The sequence below is a fragment of the Ureibacillus massiliensis 4400831 = CIP 108448 = CCUG 49529 genome, assembly GCF_000772965.1.
Classification (GTDB): domain Bacteria; phylum Bacillota; class Bacilli; order Bacillales_A; family Planococcaceae; genus Ureibacillus; species Ureibacillus massiliensis.
Genome location: NZ_JPVQ01000086.1, coordinates 1 through 4,539, shown reverse-complemented (window position 1 = coordinate 4,539; position 4,539 = coordinate 1). Strand labels below are relative to the sequence as shown.

Here is a 4,539-nt window from a genome sequence, read left to right as displayed (position 1 = left end):
TTTATTTAATAATTAATTGTGTTTATTTAATAATTAATTGTGTTTATTTATCTAAAAATACTTGATTCTTTCGAAAATTCCTTGGGGAAGATCCCTTTATTTTTTTAAACATTTTACTGAACTGGGCATAGTCTGGATAACCAACTAAATTTGCAATCTCTACAATTGGTAAAGAAGATTCCATTAATAGTTCTGCTGCCTTATTCATACGATATCGCATTAAATATTCAGAGAAATTACATCCCATTTTCTCTTTAAATTTCAAGCTTAGATACGGCAGCGACACATGAAGTGCTAATGCAATTTCACTTAAATAAATGGACTGATGATAATTTTCTTTTATATGCTCTTTGACAAATTCAACATAATCATAATTCTGAACCTTTCCTGATAGTACGTTCAGTAAGATATCTTTGCTTTCAGAATTAGTAGGGTTTTTAAAGGATTTAGTAGAATTTAAAATAGACTTTTCAGACGGAATTCTCTCAAATAAAGAACCCCCAATATATCCTTGGCAAGCTGTATTATCATAAAAGTATTGCGCATCGATTGGAGATTGTATCGGCCCCCCATACACCATTTTTATAACTTGACGATTAAGAACATCACACACTTGAAATATTCGATTTGCATGTTGCCGAGCATTTTCAATAGATTGTACTTTTTTAGCTCCTAAATCTCCACCTGTCGTTAAACCTAGATGGACACAGATGACATCAGCCCCAGCCTCAATCATTTGTTCTGCTTGATGCTCATCAAAAACAAATGCTAGAGTAAAAAGTCCAAGATCACTAGCTATTCGAATTGCTTCAACTTCATTATGATAACCAAGCCCAGCTTCCTCCAACGCCTCACGAAACTGTCCATTAATAAGTCCGACTGTCGGAAAATTATTAACACCCGCAAAGCCGGCACGTTTTATGTGGGCAATATATTCTTCTAAAACAATTGTCGGATCCGAAGCATGCAGTCCAAAAATGATGGGTTTATTCATCAATAACGGTATTAACTCTCGTGTCGCAAAGTCGAATACAATACGATTACTATTTTCATAACATAAGTAAGAAGCAAGTGAAGACCTTCCTTTTTGACGGTACCAGCCAGCACTCAACGCCAAAATAATATCCGCCCCTCCCTTCACACTATACTTTGTCGTCATTCCACTTCCCGCGGCCACACCAAGAATATGCCCATTTGTATGTATTTGCGCATTTAATGTCTTAACAATTTGCGAGCGGTCATTAATCATTTGAAAGCCTCCATTATAGAAAAAGGGTGAATATGGGTTAACTTTTGAATTACTTGTGTTTATTTTACTAGAAGTTGGCTGCCTGGAGTTTATTGTGTCCAAAAATTCACAAAATAGAAAGTCTGAAATTTATAGATTTATATTCTTGAAGTCTAAGTAATAGGAAAATTAATATACTAAATACTCATTAATAAAAATGAGGCTTTTTTGGTGAAGTAATATACTTTACAAGATTAGACCTACGAAACAAAGAATATAGTATTATTTACTCCAAAGTCATAAATTTACTCAATTTTTTCATTTTTCAATCAATATTTGAAAGGAGAAAGGATTTACCTGAAATTTGGAAAATATCTATTATATCATTATTAAAGGAGGAGTAATACATGGGAAGCGTAGGTAACGGAGAATTCGGAAGGATTAACGACGCTAAGAATTATAATGAGGAAAGATGTTTGAGAGAATTACTTGAAGTTGACTTACAGGATGTTGCAAACTCTGAATATTTTAATTCAGAAGGTGAAGTTCCGGAAATATTTAGTATTATTCATTTAGGGAAGAAATTAAAAAATGGTCGTGTTCAAGTAATTCTTACCGACGATGAAAGTGAAATCGGACTATTACCAACTCAATACAATTATTTACATACTTGTATCGCAAGAGGACATAAATATTCGGGTACGATTGTATATAGTGAAAATGCAATTTTTCCAAAAATCGTGGTGAATCTCTATGCAAAATAATAAACGTATATTAGTTATAGGCGAAGTCTATACTGACAATCATATTGATGCAAATTTCATCCGATTAGGTGGTATTTTTCACTCAGCAAGAGCATTAGATGCATTACAAGCTAACTATGCTTTAGCTGCAGTTTTACCAAATTATTTAGAAGAAGACTTTAATACTTTTGCTAAGAAATTAAATGCTACAGCTTTCAAAAGTATAGGTGAAATTAAACGTTCTCCAAATGTGATTAATATACATGATTCAAAAGAAACTGGCTCTCAAGGATATGAAGATATACTTAGAAAACAAGCCAAAACAAGTATGGATATTTCCGCTTTTTTAGAACTATTCAAATCATACAAACCAACAGATCTTATTGTGTATCCTGGTAAGTATGATTTAGCTTCTATTTTAAATGAAATAAAAAATGAAAAAATTCGAATCCATGTAGATTTTCAATATGGTGAAGAATTACTTCCTGATTTCAAGAATAATAAATACAACTTTGAAACCTTAATATTTTCTACAACATCAAAGCTTTTTTTGGATACTGGTGGAACATTATTAGAATTGTTAAATTCGGATTTTAGTTATTTAGCTAATTACATTCTATTAAAAGAAAATCGTGGAGGTTCTACTTTAATAAATACTACTCAAAAGTTCTTCCATGAAGCACCCTCATTTAACATTTTAAACACCCATTCTGTTGGTGTTGGTGACTGTTTTAATTCAGCATATGTTTTCTACAATATGTTACTTTCAGAAGAACATTGCTTAAAAATTGCTTCTTTCACAGCTAGAGAATATGCATCTACCTTTAATCACGATGATTTCAAAGATACTGTAAAATTAATCAAAAATGAAGAAATACTAGAAACCTCTGGAGTAAGAATCTCTTGGGAATCAAGACAAAAAATGCATATATACCTTGCTGGTCCGGATTTTCCTATGTTCGATACTAAGCTATTCGATAAAATTGAGGATATCTTAGAATATCACAACTTCGTTCCCCACAGACCCATTAAAGAAAATGGACTCTTTATGGGGAACGAATCCTATAAAGAGAGACAAGAGATTTATAATAAAGATGTTGAATTACTAAAAAAATGCGAATTAATGATTGCAATTTTAATAGAAGATGATCCAGGAACATTTGTTGAAATCGGTTGGATGAATCATGCCGGTAAACCTATTATTCTTTTTGATCCTTACAAAAAAGCATACAATCTTTTTTTAACTAAAAGTGTAACTCGTATCGTCCATACAATTGACGAATTATTGTTGGAGGTTTTTAATTTATTAAATCAGTCTGTAGAAGAATTTACTCCACAATTTGATTCTTTACTATTAATGTCAGGCGGACTTGATTCCACCACTCTTGCATATGAGTTACTCGAACAAAATAAAAGTATCCTTCCTGTATTTCTAGACTATGGGCAACATTTCAAAGAAAAAGAATTAAATAGTCTTTTAAAAGTCATACCTCAAAAAATCAAACCTTATTTACGTGTAGTAAACATAAAAGATATTTATAAAAACTCATCTTCAAGAATGATAATCGAGCCTAATCTATGGATGGAAAATGTGAATTCAGACGATTTATATCTTCCATATAGAAATCTACTGTTTTTAACGATAGCGAGCTCAATTGCTCAAAGCGAAGATATCACTAAAGTTTATGCAGCTTTTATTAATTCAAATCACGCTAAAGAAATTGATTGCTCAAAAGAATTTTTTGATAAACTAGGTGTACTTTTGAACGATTATGGTTCTGTGGAAATTTGTTTACCATATAGAGATTTAAGTAAAGCAGAAGTAATTCAGCGAGGTATTCGGTTGAATGTACCTATGGCAATTACTTATTCTTGCCAAGCCAATAGTGAAGTTCCATGTGGAGTTTGTCCAAATTGTGTAGATAGAGAAAATGCGATATCATTTATCTCTACAGTAAATGTTGATAACTAATTTCTAAAAATTAATTATGAAATCGAGTTATGTGAAAACCTAAATCAAAAAATAAAGCATAAAATTTCCATTCAGGAAAGTTATGCTTTATTTTACATTCTATTAAAGAAACAGTTGAAAACTACTTTTTTAAATATTTTTCTTTGTAAATTATAAAACTCTGTATACTTAGCATTACTACCATATACCTTATCAACAGAATATTTCTCAATGTTCTTCTGAATGTTTTGTTTTACAGCATTTCCAAGATTTATGTCGGTTTCATTTGCAAACAGTAATGTATAGAGAAATATAGAGAAATATATCAGCTAACTAATCTTTCATATTATCTATATTATTCTCGATAGCTTCACTTTTTCTCTATTAGAAAGTCTCTAGTAATTCGTTAGCTTCTAATGATATCGATAATGCTAAATCTTTTGGATTATGAAGCTTTTGCTAATCTCTCTCATTTCTAAACTTTACAATTTTGTCAGTTAATCGAATAAGATCATCATAATGATCACCTATATTATTTTGGAAATCCATTAGTTTATTTCTTAATGCATCGTAAGCGTCAAATAACCCACACCTTCTAACATCTCCGATGTTTTGTG

The 4,539-nt window shown here is 31.2% G+C and carries 3 protein-coding genes; 2 read left to right on the top strand and 1 reads right to left on the bottom strand.

Translation table 11 applies throughout. The features are described from left to right. Window positions 1-43: 43 nt before the first annotated feature. Window positions 44-1,249, bottom strand: coding sequence for a phosphoenolpyruvate hydrolase family protein (locus tag CD30_RS18695; RefSeq protein WP_036180539.1), 1,206 nt, complete (start codon window positions 1,247-1,249; stop codon window positions 44-46). A 386-nt stretch (window positions 1,250-1,635) separates the two neighbouring features. On the opposite strand from CD30_RS18695, the gene CD30_RS18690 reads away from it, so the two are divergent. Together CD30_RS18690 and CD30_RS19945 are read left to right on the top strand one after the other, a co-directional pair. After that, entirely contained in the window at window positions 1,636-1,992 is a 357-nt protein-coding gene (locus CD30_RS18690) for a hypothetical protein (RefSeq protein WP_036180536.1), read from the top strand. After that, on the top strand, window positions 1,982-3,943 hold the full coding sequence (locus CD30_RS19945) for a 7-cyano-7-deazaguanine synthase (protein ID WP_084078073.1): 1,962 nt from the start codon (window positions 1,982-1,984) through the stop codon (window positions 3,941-3,943). The genes CD30_RS18690 and CD30_RS19945 overlap by 11 nt, the downstream gene beginning before the upstream one ends. The last annotated feature ends 596 nt before the right edge of the window (window positions 3,944-4,539 follow it).

Excerpts from the sequence above, each read along its gene's own strand:
- CD30_RS19945 (WP_084078073.1), top strand. The coding sequence starts at position 1,982 with ATGCAAAATAATAAACGTATATTAGTTATAGGCGAAGTCTATACTGAC.
- CD30_RS18690 (WP_036180536.1), top strand. The coding sequence starts at position 1,636 with ATGGGAAGCGTAGGTAACGGAGAATTCGGAAGGATTAACGACGCTAAG.
- CD30_RS18695 (WP_036180539.1), bottom strand. The coding sequence starts at position 1,249 with ATGATTAATGACCGCTCGCAAATTGTTAAGACATTAAATGCGCAAATA.